The organism is Antarcticimicrobium luteum (genome assembly GCF_004358185.1).
Classification (GTDB): Bacteria; Pseudomonadota; Alphaproteobacteria; order Rhodobacterales; family Rhodobacteraceae; genus Antarcticimicrobium; species Antarcticimicrobium luteum.
Genome location: NZ_SMUV01000069.1, coordinates 115,900 through 133,851, shown reverse-complemented (window position 1 = coordinate 133,851; position 17,952 = coordinate 115,900). Strand labels below are relative to the sequence as shown.

At 66.1% G+C, this 17,952-nt stretch carries 17 protein-coding genes; 9 read left to right on the top strand and 8 right to left on the bottom strand.

Annotated elements, in window-relative coordinates:
- Positions 1–199: 199 nt before the first annotated feature.
- From E1832_RS14540 to E1832_RS14520, 5 genes are read right to left on the bottom strand one after another with little or no spacing between them, the layout of a single operon-like run.
- Positions 200–1,246: an ATP-binding protein gene (locus E1832_RS14540; protein ID WP_133360491.1), complete on the bottom strand. Its 1,047-nt coding sequence runs from the start codon at positions 1,244–1,246 to the stop codon at positions 200–202.
- 56 nt (positions 1,247–1,302) lie between these two features.
- Entirely contained in the window at positions 1,303–2,493 is a 1,191-nt protein-coding gene (locus E1832_RS14535) for a trans-sulfuration enzyme family protein (protein ID WP_133360490.1), read from the bottom strand.
- Complete coding sequence (locus E1832_RS14530; protein ID WP_133360489.1) at positions 2,490–3,014, bottom strand: gamma carbonic anhydrase family protein; 525 nt, start codon at positions 3,012–3,014, stop codon at positions 2,490–2,492. The genes E1832_RS14535 and E1832_RS14530 overlap by 4 nt, the downstream gene beginning before the upstream one ends.
- Entirely contained in the window at positions 3,011–3,655 is a 645-nt protein-coding gene (gene gmk / locus E1832_RS14525) for a guanylate kinase (protein WP_133360488.1), read from the bottom strand. The genes E1832_RS14530 and gmk overlap by 4 nt, the downstream gene beginning before the upstream one ends.
- Before the next feature lie 19 nt (positions 3,656–3,674).
- On the bottom strand, positions 3,675–4,553 hold the full coding sequence (locus E1832_RS14520; protein ID WP_245513999.1) for a YicC/YloC family endoribonuclease: 879 nt from the start codon (positions 4,551–4,553) through the stop codon (positions 3,675–3,677).
- A gap of 266 nt (positions 4,554–4,819) precedes the next feature.
- Here E1832_RS14520 and E1832_RS14515 point away from each other — a divergent pair, with 266 nt between their 5' ends.
- Entirely contained in the window at positions 4,820–5,494 is a 675-nt protein-coding gene (locus tag E1832_RS14515) for a PAS domain-containing protein (RefSeq protein ID WP_165978903.1), read from the top strand.
- 78 nt (positions 5,495–5,572) lie between these two features.
- On the opposite strand, the gene E1832_RS14510 is transcribed toward E1832_RS14515, so the two are convergent.
- Entirely contained in the window at positions 5,573–6,943 is a 1,371-nt protein-coding gene (locus tag E1832_RS14510; protein ID WP_133360485.1) for a class II 3-deoxy-7-phosphoheptulonate synthase, read from the bottom strand.
- Between the two features lie 167 nt (positions 6,944–7,110).
- On the opposite strand from E1832_RS14510, the gene E1832_RS14505 reads away from it, so the two are divergent.
- The gene (locus tag E1832_RS14505) at positions 7,111–8,115 is read left to right on the top strand and encodes a GlxA family transcriptional regulator (RefSeq protein WP_133360484.1); all 1,005 of its coding nucleotides are present in this window, start codon (positions 7,111–7,113) and stop codon (positions 8,113–8,115) included.
- A 56-nt stretch (positions 8,116–8,171) separates the two neighbouring features.
- On the opposite strand, the gene E1832_RS14500 is transcribed toward E1832_RS14505, so the two are convergent.
- Entirely contained in the window at positions 8,172–9,269 is a 1,098-nt protein-coding gene (locus E1832_RS14500) for a PQQ-dependent sugar dehydrogenase (RefSeq protein WP_133360483.1), read from the bottom strand.
- Between the two features lie 197 nt (positions 9,270–9,466).
- Between E1832_RS14500 and E1832_RS14495 the strand changes: the two genes are divergently transcribed.
- The 7 genes from E1832_RS14495 to E1832_RS14465 all read left to right on the top strand — a co-directional run bounded on the left by E1832_RS14495 (position 9,467) and on the right by E1832_RS14465 (position 15,871).
- Complete coding sequence (locus tag E1832_RS14495) at positions 9,467–10,666, top strand: ABC transporter substrate-binding protein (RefSeq protein WP_133360482.1); 1,200 nt, start codon at positions 9,467–9,469, stop codon at positions 10,664–10,666.
- A gap of 100 nt (positions 10,667–10,766) precedes the next feature.
- Positions 10,767–11,549, top strand: coding sequence for an ABC transporter ATP-binding protein (locus tag E1832_RS14490; RefSeq protein ID WP_133360481.1), 783 nt, complete (start codon positions 10,767–10,769; stop codon positions 11,547–11,549).
- 98 nt (positions 11,550–11,647) lie between these two features.
- Positions 11,648–12,469, top strand: a complete 822-nt coding sequence (locus E1832_RS14485) for an ABC transporter ATP-binding protein (RefSeq protein ID WP_133360480.1) — start codon at positions 11,648–11,650, stop codon at positions 12,467–12,469.
- A 2-nt stretch (positions 12,470–12,471) separates the two neighbouring features.
- The gene (locus tag E1832_RS14480) at positions 12,472–12,885 is read left to right on the top strand and encodes a hypothetical protein (RefSeq protein ID WP_133360479.1); all 414 of its coding nucleotides are present in this window, start codon (positions 12,472–12,474) and stop codon (positions 12,883–12,885) included.
- Positions 12,885–13,895, top strand: coding sequence for a branched-chain amino acid ABC transporter permease (locus E1832_RS14475; RefSeq protein ID WP_133360478.1), 1,011 nt, complete (start codon positions 12,885–12,887; stop codon positions 13,893–13,895). Before E1832_RS14480 ends, E1832_RS14475 begins: the two co-directional genes overlap by 1 nt.
- Positions 13,892–15,196: a branched-chain amino acid ABC transporter permease gene (locus tag E1832_RS14470; protein ID WP_133360477.1), complete on the top strand. Its 1,305-nt coding sequence runs from the start codon at positions 13,892–13,894 to the stop codon at positions 15,194–15,196. Before E1832_RS14475 ends, E1832_RS14470 begins: the two co-directional genes overlap by 4 nt.
- Positions 15,197–15,253: 57 nt before the next feature.
- A complete protein-coding gene (locus tag E1832_RS14465; protein ID WP_133360476.1) occupies positions 15,254–15,871 on the top strand; it encodes a DJ-1/PfpI family protein in 618 nt (205 codons plus the stop codon).
- Positions 15,872–15,911: 40 nt separating this feature from the next.
- Here E1832_RS14465 and E1832_RS14460 read toward each other — a convergent pair whose 3' ends face one another.
- Positions 15,912–17,459: a helicase HerA-like domain-containing protein gene (locus E1832_RS14460; RefSeq protein WP_133360543.1), complete on the bottom strand. Its 1,548-nt coding sequence runs from the start codon at positions 17,457–17,459 to the stop codon at positions 15,912–15,914.
- Between the last annotated feature and the right edge of the window lie 493 nt (positions 17,460–17,952).

Genomic DNA, 17,952 nt, shown 5'->3' with positions numbered 1-17,952 from the left:
CTCCTTGGTAAGTAGATTGCGATCACCCTCATGGTGATCCTGCGCTCCTCCTAGTGAGCGTGCATGAGGCTTTTGTGACACCAGTGTAACAGTTACATGACAACCGGGGCCGAAAATTCCCTTAACCGGCGCGAAAGCCTTGGCGCGAAACCGGATTAGACTTGTCTAGACTTCACAGACAACTCCCGGACAATGCGGCCTAGCGTGGTAAAATAACCGTGAAAACAGAGCCTTGCCCCAGCTCGCTTTCCACCCTCAGCCGGCCGCGGTGGCGGTTGATGATATGCTTGACGATCGCCAACCCCAGCCCGGTCCCGCCAAGCTCGCGCGAGCGGTGGTTGTCGGCGCGATAGAATCTTTCCGTCAGGCGCGGCAGGTGAACCGGATCGATTCCCGGCCCCTTGTCGATCACCTGCACCCGCGCGGCAGGCCCGCGCACCGCCGGATCGCGGTCCGAGGCCGACAGCACCGCATCGACCCGGCCGCCGCGGCCGCCGTATTTGATCGCGTTCTCGATCAGGTTGGTGAACACCTGCCGCAGCTGATCGGCGTCTCCGATGACAAAGACCGGCTCTTCCGGCGCCGCCAGCGAAAGCTGCACCTCGGCGCCCTCGGCCAGCGGCCGCAGCGAGGTGATGGTCTCCTCCAAAGTGCCGGTCAGGTTCACCTGGTCCTTCGGGCGCACCCGCTCTTCGCTTTCCACCCGGTTGAGCGACAGCAGATCGCCCACCAGTCGGTTCATCCTGCCCGCTTCGCCCTCCATAATCGCCAGAAAGCGGTCGCGCGCCGCCGGGTCGTCCCGCGCCGGTCCGCGCAGGGTCTCTATGAACCCCATCAGCGCGGTCAGCGGCGTGCGCAGCTCGTGGCTGACATTGGCGACGAAATCGCGCCGCATCTGCACCGCTTGTTCCAGATGCGTCACATCCTGGAAACTGGCCAGCACCGCGCCCCCCTGCACCGCGCCGATGCCGTTCACATAGCGGCAGATCACGTCATAGCTGGTGTCCTGCGCCCCGTCATTGGCCAGCATCCGCGCCTGATGCGGGCGCTTGTCGCGCAGCGCCGCCTCGATCGCGTCCAGCACCGTGGGCTGTCGCAGGATGGTGGCGAAATGGCGCCCGGTGATCTGCTGGCCCAGCAGGGTCCGCGCCTCGGGGTTGGCGGCGATGATGCGCTCGGTCTGGTCCACCAGCAGCGCCGGCAACGGGACCGCCGCCAGAAACCCGGAAATCAGATCGTCCATCATGTCCCGCCCTCCGCGCCGTTGCTTTCGCTGGCGTCCACCCTGCCCCGGATTTGTAACTAGGATACGGCAGCGGCGGCGGCGACCGCCTCGGTGAACACCGCCTTCAGCGCCTCCGGCTCCTCCAGTCCGACCGAAACGCGGAAGAACCCCTCGCTCAGCCCCAGCGCCGCGCGCTCCTCGGCGCTCAGCGCCCGGTGCGAGGAGGACGCCGGATGCGACAGCGTGGTGCCGACGTCGCCCAGCGTGGGGGCAAAGCTCAGCCCCTCGGCGCCGCGGGTAAAGGCATTGGCCGCCGCCCGTCCGCCGGTCAGCTCGAAGCTGACCATGTTGCAGCCCCGCTGGCCCAGCAGACCGGCGGCGCGGGCGTGATCGGGATGATCGGCGCGCAGCGGATAGATCACCCGCCTGACCCCCGGCAGCGCGGCCAGATGATCGGCCAGCGCGACGGCGGTCGCCTGCGCCCGGTCAAAGCGCAGATCAAAGGTCAGCATCCCGCGCTCTGCCAGCCAGCAGTCGAACGGGCTCGGCGTCAGCCCGGCGGTGACGGCGAACACCCGCAGCCGTTCGTTCAGCGCCGGATCGCGGGCGACGACATAGCCCAGCATCACGTCGGAATGGCCCGACAGCAGCTTGGTCACCGAATGAATGACGATATTGGCGCCGTGCTCGAACGGACGGATCGCCTTGGGCGTGGTAAAGGTGTTGTCGACCGCCAGCAGAACGCCCTTTTCCCGGCAAAGCGCAGCGAGACCGTCAAGGTCCGCCACCCGCAGCGTCGGGTTCGAGACCACCTCGATCAGCACCAGCCGGGTCTCGGGCCGGATCGCGGCGGCGACCGCCGCCACATCCCCCGGGTCGGCCAGCGTCGTGGCGATACCCAGACGCGGCAGATCCTCCTTCATCATCCGCAGCGAGCGGCCGTAAAGCTGATTGCCGCCGACCACGTGATCGCCTGTTTTCAACAGGCCCAGCAGAACCGCGCTCACCGCGCTCATGCCCGAGCCGGTCAGAACGCCGCCCTCGGCCCCCTCCAGCGCGTCGAGCCGCTGCGCGACCACATCCGCATTTGGGTGCCCCTCGCGCGAATAGGTATAGCCATGCACGCGCCCCTCATACTGATCGTCCAGCGCGTCGGGGGTTTCGCTGGCATAGACCACAGAGGGGCTCAGCGGGGTAACGACCGGCGTGCTGGCACTTTGCGGCAACGGATAGGGGCGGACAAGCGAGCCCTTGGAATTGCGCGTCATTCGACCTCTTTCATCTCTTCGCGGAATTTCCGCATATTGTCCTGGTAATGCAGCGCGCCCTCTCGCATCCGCGCCGCGTGTTCGGGGCTGATCTCTCGGACCACCTTGGCGGGCGCCCCCATGACCAGCGAGTTGTCGGGGATTTCCTTGTTCTCGGTCACCAGCGCGCCGGCGCCGATCAGGCAGTTCTTGCCGATCCTGGCACCGTTCAGCACGGTGGCGCCCATGCCCACCAGCGTGCCGTCGCCGATGGTGCAGCCATGCAGCATGACCTTGTGCCCGATGGTGCAGTCATTGCCGATGCTCAGCGGATAGCCCGCATCCACATGCATCACGCAATCCTCCTGCACGTTCGAGCCTTCGCCGATGCGGATCTCTTCGTGATCGGCGCGGATGGTGCAGCCGAACCAGACCGAAGAGCCGGCCTCCATCACCACCTTGCCGATCAGATTGGCGTCGGGGGCGACCCAGGTATCGCCATGCATCTGCGGGGCATCCTTGCCCAGGGCATAGATGGTCATTCGTTTTCCTCCTCGAATTCGGTTTGCAGCGCGCGCACATGCGCGGTCAGGTCCGGTTGCTGGATCCGGCGCAGCCGGGTGGCGGTGACGATGGTGCGCAGCCGTGCCTCGGTCGCGTCCAGATCGTCGTTGATCAGCACATAGTCATAGCTGCCCCAATGGCTGATCTCGTCCCAGCTGCGCTGCATCCGCCGCGCGATGGTCGCGTCATCGTCCTGCCCGCGCCCGACCAGCCGGCGGCGCAACTCGCCGATCGAGGGCGGCAACAGGAAGATCGACAGCGTATGCGGCCCCAGCGCCGAGTTGCGGATCTGCTGCGCGCCCTGCCAGTCGATATCAAAAAGCACATCCTCGCCCCGCTCGATGGCCTCTTCCACCGGGCCGCGGGGCGAGCCGTAGAAATTGCCGAACACATGGGCATGTTCCAGCATGTCATCCTGGGTGACCTGGGCCTTGAACTCCGCCTCGGTCATGAATCGGTAGTCCACCCCGTCCACCTCGCCCGGGCGCGGCGCGCGGGTGGTAGCGCTGACCGAGAAGACGATCGAGGGATCCCAGTCGCGCAACCGTTTGGCCAGAGTCGATTTCCCCGCGCCCGAGGGCGAGGACAGGATGATCAGCAGCCCGCGGCGCTTGGTCATGTCACATTCCTTTTCCGGATCATTCGACGTTCTGCACCTGCTCGCGCATCTGGTCGATCACTGCCTTCAGCTCCAGCCCCACCTTGGTCAGCTCGGCATTCTGCGATTTGGAACACAGCGTGTTGGCCTCGCGGTTGAATTCCTGCATCAGGAAATCCAGCTTGCGTCCCACCGCGCCGCCGGCATCCAGCAGATCCCCCGCCGCCCCCACATGGGCGCGCAACCGGTCCAGCTCTTCGGTCACGTCCGCCTTCACCGCGATCATTGCCAGCTCCTGCGCCACCCGGTCGGGATCGGCGCCCTCGGCATTGCCCAGCACCCGCGCCAGGTTTCCGCGCAGCGCCTCGGCGACAGCCGGCTTGCGCGCCTCGGCCAGCCGGGCCGCGGTCTCCACCAGCCCGGTCACCTGGCCCAGCTGGTCGCGCAGCACCTGTTCCAGGGCCCTGCCCTCGGCCTGACGCATGTCCAGAAAGGCGGCGATCAGCGGACCAAGCTCGGCGCGCAGCCGGGCGACAAGCGCGGCGTTGTCGACCTCGTCCGGCGCCGCCTCCATCATGCCGCGCAGCCCCAGCAGATCGCTGGCCCTGGGCGGCGCCAGCGCCACCCCGCGCGCCATCGCCTCGGCCTCGATCCGCGCCAGCGCATCCAGCGCGGCGGCCAGTACCTCGGTGTTCAGGGCCGCGCCGGCGGCGGTGTCATTGCGGGTCAGCCGCAGCGACAGGGTGACATTGCCCCGCGCAACCGACCTGGCCAGATCGGTGCGCAGCGCCGCCTCCAGCCCCTCCAGCCAGTCCGGCACCCGCAGGCGCAGATCCAGCCCCTTGGCGTTGACGCTGCGCAGCTCCCAGCCCCAGGAAAACGCCCCGCGTTCGCCCTTGGCCGAGGCAAATCCGGTCATCGATCTGATCATGGTCTGGGTGCTCCGTTTCGCATGGTCCGGCCTCTCGGAGCGCAGGTAAAGCCAATGGCCACCGCAGGGCAAGCCCCCGGCGGCGACTGCGGCGCTCCAACATAATTAACCAGACCTTAAGGAAACGCTCCAAAATTGTACGGAATTGTGGCAAGTTAATGGCAGGGTAACCACGCCGGAACGGGATCGGCCGGACACGATCGCCGCCCTCAGGCGTCCAAAGCCCGGGCTGTGTGGAGAACGAGGACAGCATGATGCGGCAGACAAGTCAGGGTCAGCCCGGCAGGAATGGCGACAAGATCGTGGTCCTCGACCGGTTCCGCAGCGGCCGTAGCCTGTCGCCCCTGCGCCAGGCCGAGGCCTATTGGCTGGCGCTTTGCGGCGCCGGCGGCGTGCCTCGCCGCAGCCAGGTCGATCCGCGCGCGCTGGACAATATCCTGACCTACAGCTTCATCCTGGAACGGGTCGCGCGCCGCGCCGCCCGGTTCCGCTTGGCCGGCGATCATCTGACCGACCTGGCCGGGATGGAGCTGCGCGGTACGCTCTTCACCGCGCTCTTCACCGAGGGGGCGCGGGCCCAGGCAGGCGCCATCCTGCAACGGGTCTTTGCCGCGCCGGCCGTGGCCGAGCTGCGGCTGAACGCCCCCGCCGGTGCCGGAAGCCCCGAGATCGAGGGGCGCATGCTGCTGCTGCCGCTGGCAACGGAACATGGTGAGATCGCCCGTGCGCTCGGCGTGCTGGTGGCGGACGGGATCCCGCGCACCCCGCCGATCCGGTTCGACATCGCCAACCGCCTGCTGCGCCCGGTGACATCGGGCGCGACGCCCGGGGCGCCGCTCCCTCTCCCGGCGCCCTGCCCGGTTGAGGAGTTTGCCGAAGTCCGGTCAGAGATCGGCGGCCGTCCGCCGCATCTGCGGCTGGTGACATAGACCGCTGATAGCCGTCAATCGGCCGGGAAAACCCGCGCCCCTTGCGGCGCAGGCTATCCATGTCGGGCGTCGCGCCGTTTAGCCGGCGGCGCGATCCAGTCGCGTCTCGCGCAGCGCGCTCAGTTCTTCGGCCACGAGAAACGCCAGTTCCAGCGACTGGCTGGCGTTCAGTCGCGGATCGCAGGCGGTGTGATAGCGGTCTGACAGGTTGGCCTCGCTCACCGCGCGCACGCCGCCCGTACACTCGGTCACGTCCTGGCCGGTCATCTCAAAATGCACCCCGCCCGGAACCGTGCCTTCGGCCGCATGCACCGCAAAGAACTCGCGCACCTCGCGCAGCACCGACTCGAAGGGCCTGGTCTTGAAACCGGTCGAGGATTTGATGGTGTTGCCATGCATCGGGTCACAGACCCAGACCACATTGGCCCCCTCCTCGCGCACCGCATTGATCAGCCGCGGCAGATGCTCGCCGACGCTGCCCGCACCAAAGCGCGCGATCAGCGTCAGCCGCCCGGCCTCGTTCTCCGGGTTCAGCTTCGCCATCAGCAGCTTGAGGTCATCGACGGTCATCGACGGCCCGCACTTCAGCCCGATCGGGTTCAGCACACCGCGGCAGTATTCGACATGGGCGCCGTCCGGCTGGCGGGTGCGGTCACCGATCCAGATCAGATGGCCGGACCCCGCCAACCACTTGCCCGAAGTCGAATCGAGCCGCGTCAGCGCCTCTTCGTATTCCAGCAGCAGCGCCTCGTGGCTGGTGTAGAAATCCACCGTCTGCAACGTATGCGCGGTGTCGTTCTTCACCCCGGCGGCCTTCATGAAATCCAGCGTATCGGTGATTCGGCTCGCCATCTCGCGGTAGCGTTCGGCCTTTTCCCCCTCGGCGAAACTCAGGGTCCAGCTGTGCACCTGGTTCACGTCGGCATAACCGCCGGTGGAAAAGGCGCGCAGCAGGTTCAGCGTCGCGGCGGCCTGGGTATAGGCCTGCAACATGCGGGCCGGATCGGGGGTCCGCGCCTCGGGCGAGAAGTCCAGATCGTTGATGATGTCGCCGCGATAGCTGGGCAACTCGACCCCATTGACCACCTCGGTCGGCGCGCTGCGCGGCTTGGCGAACTGGCCGGCCATACGGCCCACCTTGATCACCGGCACCTTGGCGCCATAGGTCAGCACCATCGCCATCTGCAGCATCACCTTGAAGGTGTCGCGGATGCTGTCGGCGCTGAACTGTTCAAAGCTCTCGGCGCAATCGCCCCCCTGCAACAGGAACGCCTCGCCGCGCGACGCGGCCCCCAAGGCCTGTTTCAGGCGGCGCGCCTCGCCGGCGAAAACCAGCGGCGGATATTTCGCAAGCTGGGCCTCGACCGCCGTCAGCGCGGCGGCATCGGTATAATCGGGCATCTGCACACGCGGCTTGCCGCGCCAGTCCGATTTGCTCCACTCAGTCATTGCTTTGGCTCCGCTCAACTTATCAGGGGGCCTGTATACAAAAGCCGATGGTCAGAGGCCATATCCCTTTTGCGGCACTTGACGCCGCAAATAACCTCTGAGCAAGCTGTCGACCACGTCCGGATCCGCACCGGATTCGGCGTGGAACTGGTTCGGGAACTCCTCCGATGTATGAGCAGCGTGACAGCGTCGTGAACGATCAGCCGCCGGGTCGCCCCCGCCGCTTTGTCTTTGTGCTGTTGGATAACTTCACCCTTTTGTGCTTTGCCGCCGCGCTGGAAAGCCTGCGGATCGCAAACCGGATGGCCGGAAGGGAGTTCTATTCCTGGCGCCTGATCGGGGAAGGCGGCGATGAGATGACCTGTTCGGCCGGCGTCACGTTCAAGCTCGATGGAGATCTCGAGGAGTTGCAGCGCGACGACACCGTGCTGGTCTGCGGCGGCATCGAAGTGCAGAGCGCCACCACTAAGAAAATGTTGTCCTGGCTGCGGCGCGAGGCCCGCAAGGGGCTGGCGATCGGCGGGCTGTGCACCGCCGGATATACGCTGGCCAGGGCCGGTCTGCTCGACGGCAAGAAAGCGACGATCCACTGGGAAAACGCCGACAGCTTCGCCGAGGAGTTCGACGAGGTCCATCTGACCAAATCGGTCTTTGTGATCGACGGCAACCGGATCACCACGGCCGGGGGCACCTCGTCGATCGACCTGATGCTGAAACTGATCGCCAACGACCACGGCGAGGATCTGGCCAGCGCGGTGGCGGACCAGCTGATCTATTCCTCGATCCGCACGGATCAGGACACCCAGCGGCTCAGCGTGCCGACCCGGATCGGTGTGCGTCATCCCAAGCTGAGCCAGGTCATCCAGATGATGGAGGCCAATATCGAAGAGCCGATCAGCCCGGCGATCTTGGCCCGCGACGTGGGCATGTCGACCCGCCAGCTCGAACGGCTGTTCCGCCGCTACCTGAACCGTTCGCCCAAACGCTATTACATGGAACTGCGGCTGCAAAAGGCCCGCAACCTGCTGATGCAGACCGACATGAGCGTGATCAACGTGGCGCTGGCCTGCGGCTTTGCCTCGCCGTCGCATTTCTCGAAATGCTACCGGGCGCATTACAACACCACCCCTTACCGCGAACGCGGCGCGCAGGCGGCGCGGCTGTCGATCTGACCGGCCCGGCGGAACTGTACAAAAGCGCCCGGAAAATCCCCGACCCTGACAGCCGGTCAGCGCATCGGGGTCAGGCGATAGACCGCCCCCCGCCCCTCGGAGACCACCCAGATCGACCCGTCCGGCGCCTCGGCCACATCGCGCACCCGCGCCGTCGCCGCGCCGGCAATCCGCTCCTCCTCGCGCAGCGGATCGCCCGCCAGCCTGCTGATCATGTCGAATTTTAGCGAGCCGACAAAGAACTGCCCGGCCCAGTCCGGCCAGAGCCTGCCGCTGTAGATCATCAGTCCCGAGGGTGCGATCGAGGGATCCCAGTAGAAATCCGGCTGCGCCATGCCCGGTTTCGCGGTGCCCTCGCCGATCCTTGCGCCGGAGTAATGGCGGCCATAGGCGATCACCGGCCAGCCGTAATTGACACCCCGGCGGATGCGGTTCACCTCGTCGCCCCCCTGCGCGCCATGTTCCACCGCCCAGAGCGCGCCGGTCCGGTCCAGCGCCGCGCCCTGCGGGTTGCGATGGCCATAGGACCAGATCTCGGGCCGCGCCCCCGCCTCGCCGGCAAAGGGATTGTCCTGTGGAACCGACCCGTCCCGGTTGATTCGGACGATACTGCCGTTATGCGTGCTCCGGTCCTGCGCCGAGGGGCGGTCGCCGCGCTCGCCCAGCGTGACGAAAAGCCTGCCGTCGGCCGCCTCGATCACACGCGATCCGAAATGCCGCCCGCCCCGGGCGCCTGGCGCCGCCTCGAAAAGGATCCGGACATTGCTCAGCGCCGCGCCGTCCTTGCTCAGCCGGCCCACTGCCAGCGCGGTTCCCGCACCGCCGGGCCGAGCGCGGGAATAGGTCAGGAACACCTCGCGGCTGGTGGCGAAGTCGCGCGGCACCATCACGTCCAGCAGCCCGCCCTGCCCGATGGCCGCGACCTGCGGCACCCCCGTCACGCGCCGTGCCCGCCCGTCCCTGACATGCAGCAGCGCGCCCGCGCGCTCGGTCACCAGGTAGCTGCCATCGGGCAGAAAGGCGATCGCCCAGGGGGTGTGGAGTCCGGTCAGAATCTCGTCCACCCGAACCGGTCCGGCAGAGGTGGCCATCGTATCGGCCCGTGCCGCGCCGGGCAGCATCAGGCAGAACAGGATCAATCCCAGGATACGCATTCATGGTCTCCTTGTCGGCTGCGGGTTGTTTCCGGCGCTGGGATCACTACCCCGATCCGGCGCCCCGGGCGGGGCGAATAAACTGTGCGCGGCTCCAATATGTCAGGTTACGCTCTTGTAACGTTAGCACTTTTCTTTTTGGCGCAGCTTGCTAGGCTCTGCGCCGAACATCATTGTTCCAACTTGGGAGTATGAACATGAAAAAGCTGCTTATGGCGACTGCCGCCACCGCTCTGATGGCCGGGAGCGCCTTTGCCGCCAGCCACGGCAAGGAAGTCAAGATCGGCATCATCCTGGGCTTCACCGGCCCGCTCGAATCGATCACGCCGGACATGGCGGCGGGCGCCGAGCTGGCGATGACCGAGGTGAACGACGCCGGCACGCTGCTGGACGGCATGATGGTGACGCCGGTGCGCGCCGACTCGACCTGCATCGACGCTGCCGCCGCCTCGGCCGCGGCCGAACGGCTGGTGACCTCGGACGGGGTCAAGGGCATCATGGGCGCCGACTGCTCGGGCGTGACCGGTGCGATCCTGTCGAACGTCGCGGTGCCGAACGGCGTGGTGATGATCTCGCCCTCGGCCACCTCGCCGGCGCTGAGCCACCAGAACAACGAGGACAATGGCCTGTTCTTCCGCACCGCACCGTCGGATGCGCGCCAGGGCGTGGTGATGACCGAGATCCTGATGGAAGAGGGCGTCAAGGACGTTGCCGTCTCCTACGTCAACAACGACTATGGCAAGGGCCTTGCCGACAGCTTCCAGGCGGCCTTCGAGGCGGCAGGCGGCACCGTGACCATCAGCGCAGCGCATGAAGACCAGAAAGCCGACTATTCGGCCGAGGTTGGCGCCCTGGCATCGGCCGGCGGCGAGCGTCTGGTCGTGGCCGGTTATGTCGATGGCGGCGGCTCGGGCATCGTCCGCGCGGCACTGGACACCGGCGCCTTCGATACCTTCCACTTCGTCGATGGCATGGTTTCCGACACCCTGACCGCCAAGTTCAAGGGCGAGATCGACGGCTCCATGGGCCAGGTTCCGGGCACCGACAGCCCGGGCGCATCGAACTTCGAAAAGATGGCCGGCGATGCCTTCAACCCCACCGGCCCCTTCGCCAAGGAAAGCTATGACGCCGCTGCGCTGATCATGCTGGCGATGCAGGCGGCGGGATCGACCGACCCGCAGGTCTACAAGGACAAGGTGATGGATGTGGCCAACGCGCCCGGCGAGCGGATCTTCCCGGGCGAGCTTGCCAAGGCGATCGAGATCCTGGCCGGTGGCGGCGACATCGACTATGTCGGCGCAACGGCGGTGGAGCTGATCGGCCCGGGCGAAAGCGCCGGCAACTACCGTCAGATCACCTACAAGGATGGTGAGGAAGTCACCGTCAAGTACCGTTGATCGACCGATCGGAAATCTGACCAAGAACAGCCCGGACGCCCTTGCGTCCGGGCTGTTCCAATGACAAAAGCCGCCACCAAAAATGCGGCGAGGGGGAATCATGATCGTCGTCGAGGACGTCCATAAGCATTTCGGCGGATTCCATGCGGTGGACGGGGCATCGCTTGAGATCACCGAGGGCTCCATCACCGGGCTGATCGGCCCGAACGGGGCTGGAAAGACCACGCTGTTCAATGTCATCGCCGGCGTGCTGCCGCCCACCTCGGGCCGCGTCACCATGGCGGGTGAGGATATCACCGGCCTGCCGCCGCACGAACTGTTTCACAAGGGGCTGCTGCGCACCTTCCAGATCGCGCATGAATTCTCCTCGATGAGTTGCCGGGAAAACCTGATGATGGTGCCGGGCGCCCAGTCGGGCGAGGCGCTGTGGAACACCTGGTTCGGCCGCAAGCGGATCGCCGACGAGGAACGCGCGCTGCGGGCCAAGGCCGACGAGGTGCTGGAGTTTCTGACCATCGAACATCTGGCCGACCACAAGGCGGGTCAGGTCTCGGGCGGGCAGAAAAAGCTGCTGGAACTGGGCCGAACCATGATGGTGGACGCCCGGATCGTCTTTCTCGACGAGGTGGGCGCCGGGGTGAACCGCACCCTGCTCAACACCATCGGCGACGCGATCATCCGGCTGAACAAGGAACGCGGATATACCTTCGTGGTGATCGAACACGACATGGATTTCATCGACCGCCTCTGCGATCCGGTGATCTGCATGGCCGAGGGCAAGGTGCTGGCCGAGGGCACCCTGGCAGAGATCAAGGCCAATGAGCATGTGATCGAGGCCTATCTAGGCACCGGCCTGAAGAACAAGGACAAGATCGACGCCTGATGCGCCGCGCGCGGATCGACCATAACCGACAAGAGAACGAGACATACCGTTCCAATGGGGATGACAATGACACAGCAACCGAACCGCGGAGCACGCGGATGAGCGGCGGGCAATACGACGACCGCGGCAACAAGGACGCGACCATCACCAACCCGACCGGGCGCGGCGAGCTGGGTGCGCATCCCGGCACCGGCCATGCGATGGACACCGCCAGCGCCTTTCTGATCGGCGACAGCATGACCGGCGGCTATGGCAAGGGGCCCGACATCCTGCACGATTGCACCATCGCGGTGAACCCGGGCGAGATCGCCGTAATCGTCGGCCCCAACGGGGCGGGCAAGTCAACCGCGATGAAGGCGGTGTTCGGCATGCTCGACCTGCGGCAGGGTTCGGTCCGGCTGGACGGCGAGGACATCACCGATCTTTCCCCTCAGGACCGGGTGGTCAAGGGCATGGGATTCGTGCCGCAGACCAGCAACATCTTTACCTCGATGACGGTCGAGGAGAACCTGGAGATGGGCGCCTTTATCCGCCATGACGATTTCCGCGATACCATGGCGCAGGTCTATGACCTGTTCCCGATCCTCAAGGAAAAGCGTCGCCAGCCGGCCGGCGAGTTGTCCGGCGGCCAGCGCCAGCAGGTCGCCGTCGGCAGGGCGCTGATGACCCAGCCCAAGGTGCTGATGCTGGACGAGCCGACCGCCGGCGTCAGCCCCATCGTGATGGACGAGCTGTTCGACCGCATCATCGAGGTCAGCCGCACCGGCATCCCGATCCTGATGGTGGAACAGAACGCCCGCCAGGCGCTGGCGATCGCCGATCGCGGCTATGTCCTGGTGCAGGGCGCCAACGCCTATACCGGCACCGGGAAACAGCTTCTGGCCGATCCCGAAGTGCGCAAATCGTTCCTGGGGGGATGAGCATGATCCTTGCATCTCACCTTGCCGCCCCGGTCAGGGCCGGGCTGGCCGCGACGCTGGCGCTGGCCTCGGCCATGCCGGCCGGTGCCGCAACCGCCTATGCTTGCGTGTTCCCGTCCGAGTGCATCCTCGGCAAACCATGCGAGACCGGCCGCGACCTCGCTGCCCGGCTCGACAGCGACGGCGGCGGCTGGTCGTTCGGCGCTGCGGGAATGGACCCTGTCCGTTTTCAGGAGATCGCGCCCGGCGGGGTCGGAAGCCTCCATCTCGTCAGCTCCGGCATCGACCCGGACGCCGATGCGGCGGCCCTGCTGACGATCACCGAAGACGGGACCGCCCTGCTGACCGTGCAGGGCGACTTCCCCTCGCCATCCGCCGTCACCCATGTCGGAAGCTGCACCGAGGAGGAGGTCTGATGGATTTCCTGAACGCAATCGTCGCGCTGTCCAATTTCGTGCTGATCCCGGCCATCGCCTATGGCAGCCAGCTTGCGCTGGGCGCCCTGGGGGTGACGCTGATCTATGGCATTCTGCGGTTCTCCAACTTTGCCCATGGCGACACCATGGCCTTCGGCACCATGGCCACCATTCTGGTGACCTGGTTGTTCCAGTCGATGGGGATCAGCTTTGGCCCGCTGCCCACGGCGCTGCTGGCGCTGCCCTTTGGCATCCTGGGCTGCATGGCGCTGGTGCTGATCACCGACCGGGCGGTCTATCGGTTCTATCGCCAGCAGAAGGCCAAGCCGGTGATCCTGGTGATCGTGTCGATGGGGGTGATGTTCATCCTGAACGGCATCGTCCGGTTCATCATCGGCCCCGATGAACAGCGTTTTGCCGATGGCGAACGGTTCATCATCTCGGCCCGCACCTTCAAGGAGATGACCGGGCTGCGCGAAGGGTTGGCAATCAAGGCGTCGCAGGGCCTGACCGTGATCGTCGCGGTGATCGCGGTGGTGCTGTTGTTCTGGTTCCTGAACCGGACCCGCACCGGCAAATCCATGCGCGCCTATTCCGACAACGAGGATCTGGCGCTGCTGTCGGGCATCAACCCCGAGCGGGTGGTGATCTACACCTGGCTGATCGTTGCGGCGCTGGCCACCATCGCCGGCACGCTCTACGGCCTCGACAAGAGCTTCAAGCCCTTCGTCTATTTCCAGCTTTTGTTGCCGATCTTCGCCGCCGCCATCGTCGGCGGGCTGGGCAGCCCGGTCGGCGCCATCGCCGGCGGCTTCGTCATTGCCTTTTCCGAGGTGACGATCACCTATGCCTGGAAAAAGGTACTCGGTTATCTCATGCCCGAAAGCCTTGAGCCCTCGGGCCTCGTGCAGCTTCTGAGCACCGATTACAAATTCGCGGTCAGCTTCGTGATCCTGCTGATCGTCCTGCTGTTCCGGCCCACGGGCCTCTTCCGGGGGAAATCGGTATGAGCGTCATGGTGAAAAACTCCGTTCTGTTCGGTCTGGTCGGCGGTCTGATCGTGATCACCGGGTTCATGCAAAGCTGGAACACCGCGCTGCTGATCCTGAACATGGGACTGATCTCGGCGATCATGGCGATCGGGGTCAATCTGCAATGGGGGTTCGCGGGCCTCTTCAACGTGGGGGTCATGGGCTTTGTCGCCCTCGGCGGGCTGGCCGTGGTGCTGATCTCGGTCGACCCGGTGGGCGAGGCCTGGGCCGCCGGCGGCACGCGGGTTCTGCTGGGGCTGCTGCTGGGCGCGGCGACGGTTGTGGCAGCCGCGCTGGTCAACACGCGGATGCCTGCCGGACGCGCCCGCACCCTGGCCCTGCTGGTGATCCTGGTCGGCGGTTTCTTTTTCTACCGGGCGGTGTTCGATCCGGGCGTCGACGCGGTGGAAAGCGTCAACCCGGCCGGCACCGGCTTTCTCGGCGGGCTCGGCCTGCCGGTGCTGCTGGCCTGGCCGGCGGGCGGTCTGCTGGCCGCCGGTGCCGCCTGGCTGATCGGCAAGACCGCGCTGGGCCTGCGCTCGGATTATCTGGCGATCGCCACGCTGGGCATCGCCGAGATCATCATCGCGGTCATGAAGAACGAGGACTGGCTGGCGCGCGGCGTCAAGAACGTGGTCGGCCTGCCCCGCCCTGTTCCCTATGAGATCGACCTGCAGAACGATCCGGGCTTTGTCGAGACCGCCGCCGGGCTGGGGATCGACCCGGTCACCGCCTCGACGCTCTATGTCAAGCTGGGCTATTCGGTGCTGTTCCTGCTGGTTCTGCTGGTGATCCTATGGATGGCGCAGATGGCGCTGAAATCGCCCTGGGGCCGGATGATGCGCGCGATCCGCGACAACGAGGTCGCGGCCGAGGCGATGGGCAAGGATGTCACCCGTCGCCATTTGCAGGTCTTCGTTCTGGGCTCGGCGGTCTGCGGCATCGCCGGCGCGATGATGACCACGCTGGACGGCCAGCTGACGCCGGGCACCTACCAGCCGCTGCGCTTCACCTTCCTGATCTGGGTTATGGTTATCGTCGGCGGCTCGGGCAACAATCTGGGCGCGGTTCTGGGCGGCTTTCTGATCTGGCTGCTCTGGGTTCAGGTCGAGCCGATCGGGTTGTTCCTGATGCAGGTCATCACCTCGGGGCTGGCCGAGGACAGCGCGCTGCGCGCCCACCTGATCGAGAGTGCGGCGCATATGCGCCTGTTCACCATGGGGATCGTGCTGCTGCTGGTGCTGCGGTTCAGTCCAAAGGGGTTGATCCCAGAACGGTAGAACCGGGGGCGGCGCGGCCTCTTTGCCCCGCGCCGCCGTTCCGAAACGGGGGATGCGATGAAGACAATCGCGGTTCTGGTGTTTGACGGCGTGGAGGAGATGGATTTCGCCGGCCCGTGGGAGGTGCTGGCCAGCGCGATAGAGGACGCGCCGGACTGGCGGATCGTCACGGTGGCCGAGCGCGCCGATCCGATCAGGTGCGAAAAGGGCCTGCGGATCCTGCCCGATCTGACCTATGACACCACCGGGGATGTCGGGATCGTCGTCATCCCCGGCGGCAGCGGCGCGCGGCGCGAGATCGGCAATCCCGGCACTGTCGCATGGCTGCAACGGATCGCCCCCGGATGCGACTGGGTCACCAGCGTCTGCACCGGGGCCTTCCTGCTGGCCGGGGCGGGACTTGCCCGCGGGCGCCATGTGACCACGCATCACGATTTCACCGACCTGCTGGCCCGGGACGCGGAGGACAGCGTGATCGAAACCCGCCGCATGGTCCGCGATGGCAACGTGGTCAGCGCCGGCGGCGTGATGTCGGGGATCGAGATGTCGCTCTGGCTGGTGGAGCGTATCTGGGGCGCCGAAACGCGCGCACGGGTCGAAAATTACATCGCCTATGGGTTTCCCAAGCCGGACGCGCTGACCGAGCACGACGAACCGAGCCACCGGCCCCGGTGAGACGGTCGCGGGGCTCGAAAAAGCGGTTGCGCGACGCCGCTCAGCGCCCCTTGAACAGCCCGCCAAGGATGCCGCGCACGATGCGGCGGCCGGTGCTGCCCTTCAACTCCTTGATCACCGCCTCCGACAGGGCCGAGCCAAAGCTGTCCTTCTGCCGCCGCACCGGATGCGCGGTCGAACGGCCGACCCGGCTGCCGGAATAGCGGCGCGCGGTGTTGAATTCCCGCGCCGCCGGGTCCGGGGTGGCCTCGGCACGATCTTCGGCCTGCTCGGCCTGCGCGGCGGCCGTCTCCGCCCGCTGGGCGAGGATCTCATAGGCCGATCGGCGGTCGAGCCGGGTGTCGTATTTGTCGGCAAGATCCGAGGCGGCCATCGCCGCGGCGCGCTCCTGGTCCGTGATCGGGCCCAGTTGCGTGGACGGCGGGCGGATCAGCGTGCGTTCGACGATTCCCGGCGCCCCCTTGGCCTCCAGCATCGAGGTTATCGCCTCGCCGACGCCGACGTCGCGGATCGCCGCGGCGGTCTCGAACCGCGGGTTCTCGCGATAGGTCTCGGCGGCCAACCGCAGGTTCTTGCGGTCGCGGGCTGTAAAGGCGCGCAGCGCATGCTGGATGCGATTGCCGAGCTGGCCGAGGATGTCCTCGGGGATGTCAGAGGGATGCTGGGTGACGAAATAGACCCCCACCCCCTTGGACCGGATCAGCCGCGCCACCTGTTCGACCTTGTCGACCAGCGCCTTGGGCGCGTCGTCGAACAGCAGATGCGCCTCGTCGAAGAAAAAGACCAGCTTCGGCTTGTCGGGATCGCCCACCTCCGGCAGCTCCTCGAACAGCTCGCTGAGCAACCAGAGCAGACAGGTGGCGTAAAGCCCCGGCGCCGCCATCAGCTTGTCGGCGGCCAGGATGTTGATCATGCCCCGCCCCCCGGCGTCGGTGCGCATCAGGTCGGACAGCGCCAGCGCCGGTTCTCCGAACAGCTGCGCCGCGCCCTGGTTCTCGATCACCAGCAGCCGGCGCTGGATCGCCCCGACCGAGGCGATGGAGACATTTCCATAGCGCAGCGACAGCGCGCTGCGGTTCTCGCCGATCCAGGTCAGCAACGCCTGCAGATCCTTGAGGTCCAGCAGCGGAAGCCCCTCTTCGTCGGCCAGCCGGAACGCGATGTTGAGGATTCCCTCCTGCGCCTCGGACAGCTCCAAAAGCCGCGACAGCAGCAGCGGCCCCATCTCGGCGACCGTGGTGCGCAGCGGGTGGCCCTGTTCGCCGAAGATATCCCAGAAGGTGACCGGACAGGCGCCATAGGCGTATTCGTCGAACCCGATCTTTTCGGCGCGCGAGGTAAAGGCCGCGTGCAGTTTGAAATCCTCGGTTCCGGACCTTGCCAGCCCCGAAAGATCCCCTTTGACATCCGACAGCACCACCGGCACCCCAGCGGCCGAGAACCCCTCGGCCAGGATCTGCAGCGTCACGGTCTTGCCGGTGCCGGTGGCCCCTGCGATCAGCCCGTGCCGGTTGGCGTATTTCAGCGCCAGCCCCTGTTTGACTCCATAGTCCGGGCCGCCGCCGCCCAGAAAGACCCTGCCGTCCATTTCACCCATCGCTTGAAGTCCCGCCCCTGCACTCAATCATATGGCCATAGATCGTTAACGCCTTTCTGGAATACTGCTTTCTGCCCCGCGCGGCAACGCGGCGCGTGGGGCAAAAACCCTCCCTGTTGGACTGGCCGCGCCGATCCGGCGCGGCCCTTTTCGCCAGGGGCGGCAAATCCTACCCAAACGCATGTGAAATGCGGTTGAAACGCACAGGGAACGGGCAGGCGCGGCGCGGCGGAGCAAAGTTTACGCCTTTGCTGTTGACCGAACGCGGCCCCTTTCGTAACGTCCGGTCATAACTAAGTCGGCCGGTCCGACGGGGAGAAAAAAAATTTAGAAAGGGGGCCGTTCGGGCCCCCTTTCGCTTGTGGCGCCTTTACCGCCGTCTTCGTCCACTTCCTTGCTGCGGCAGATCGGAACATTTCCGCGCGCCGATGCCAAAGGCCACTGACAGCGGTCCTGCGCCATGTTACAGCAGCCACAGCCAGCC

Excerpts from the sequence above, each read along its gene's own strand:
- E1832_RS14540 (WP_133360491.1), bottom strand. The coding sequence starts at position 1,246 with ATGATGGACGATCTGATTTCCGGGTTTCTGGCGGCGGTCCCGTTGCCG.
- E1832_RS14535 (WP_133360490.1), bottom strand. The coding sequence starts at position 2,493 with ATGACGCGCAATTCCAAGGGCTCGCTTGTCCGCCCCTATCCGTTGCCG.
- E1832_RS14530 (WP_133360489.1), bottom strand. The coding sequence starts at position 3,014 with ATGACCATCTATGCCCTGGGCAAGGATGCCCCGCAGATGCATGGCGAT.
- gmk (WP_133360488.1), bottom strand. The coding sequence starts at position 3,655 with ATGACCAAGCGCCGCGGGCTGCTGATCATCCTGTCCTCGCCCTCGGGC.
- E1832_RS14520 (WP_245513999.1), bottom strand. The coding sequence starts at position 4,553 with ATGACCGGATTTGCCTCGGCCAAGGGCGAACGCGGGGCGTTTTCCTGG.
- E1832_RS14515 (WP_165978903.1), top strand. The coding sequence starts at position 4,820 with ATGCGGCAGACAAGTCAGGGTCAGCCCGGCAGGAATGGCGACAAGATC.
- E1832_RS14510 (WP_133360485.1), bottom strand. The coding sequence starts at position 6,943 with ATGACTGAGTGGAGCAAATCGGACTGGCGCGGCAAGCCGCGTGTGCAG.
- E1832_RS14505 (WP_133360484.1), top strand. The coding sequence starts at position 7,111 with ATGTATGAGCAGCGTGACAGCGTCGTGAACGATCAGCCGCCGGGTCGC.
- E1832_RS14500 (WP_133360483.1), bottom strand. The coding sequence starts at position 9,269 with ATGCGTATCCTGGGATTGATCCTGTTCTGCCTGATGCTGCCCGGCGCG.
- E1832_RS14495 (WP_133360482.1), top strand. The coding sequence starts at position 9,467 with ATGAAAAAGCTGCTTATGGCGACTGCCGCCACCGCTCTGATGGCCGGG.
- E1832_RS14490 (WP_133360481.1), top strand. The coding sequence starts at position 10,767 with ATGATCGTCGTCGAGGACGTCCATAAGCATTTCGGCGGATTCCATGCG.
- E1832_RS14485 (WP_133360480.1), top strand. The coding sequence starts at position 11,648 with ATGAGCGGCGGGCAATACGACGACCGCGGCAACAAGGACGCGACCATC.
- E1832_RS14480 (WP_133360479.1), top strand. The coding sequence starts at position 12,472 with ATGATCCTTGCATCTCACCTTGCCGCCCCGGTCAGGGCCGGGCTGGCC.
- E1832_RS14475 (WP_133360478.1), top strand. The coding sequence starts at position 12,885 with ATGGATTTCCTGAACGCAATCGTCGCGCTGTCCAATTTCGTGCTGATC.
- E1832_RS14470 (WP_133360477.1), top strand. The coding sequence starts at position 13,892 with ATGAGCGTCATGGTGAAAAACTCCGTTCTGTTCGGTCTGGTCGGCGGT.
- E1832_RS14465 (WP_133360476.1), top strand. The coding sequence starts at position 15,254 with ATGAAGACAATCGCGGTTCTGGTGTTTGACGGCGTGGAGGAGATGGAT.
- E1832_RS14460 (WP_133360543.1), bottom strand. The coding sequence starts at position 17,459 with ATGGACGGCAGGGTCTTTCTGGGCGGCGGCGGCCCGGACTATGGAGTC.